The following is a 245-nucleotide window of genomic DNA, read 5'->3' as shown; positions in this document are numbered from 1 at the left end:
AAATGCGACTCCAAAACTGGATACTGCCGCACTACTGGGCCAAATTACATCGGCAAGAAAAAAACAATCAAGTAAAGCATGGTTAGACTTAGTTGCTGGCGCATTTGTTAGCTTATTTTGTATCTATGCATTAGTTTTTGAAGCAACTAGCACTCCTGAGCAAGTGTTATACGCAATTTTAACTCCGTTACCAATTGGGTTTTCAGTATGGGCATTTATTCAGCGCAAAAAGCTAATAAAAACAC

At 38.4% G+C, this 245-nt stretch carries 1 protein-coding gene; it reads left to right on the top strand.

Features of this window, described 5'->3' with window-relative positions; all coding sequences use genetic code 11:
- Positions 1-245 (top strand): hypothetical protein (locus R2R70_RS22390; RefSeq protein WP_410979255.1); only part of this gene is annotated, 245 nt, incomplete at both ends.

This window comes from Cobetia sp. SIMBA_158 (assembly GCF_046566945.1).
Taxonomy (GTDB): Bacteria; Pseudomonadota; Gammaproteobacteria; order Pseudomonadales; family Halomonadaceae; genus Cobetia; species Cobetia amphilecti.
Note: the sequence above shows the minus strand (reverse complement) of the source record. Positions and strands in the feature narration are given on the sequence as shown.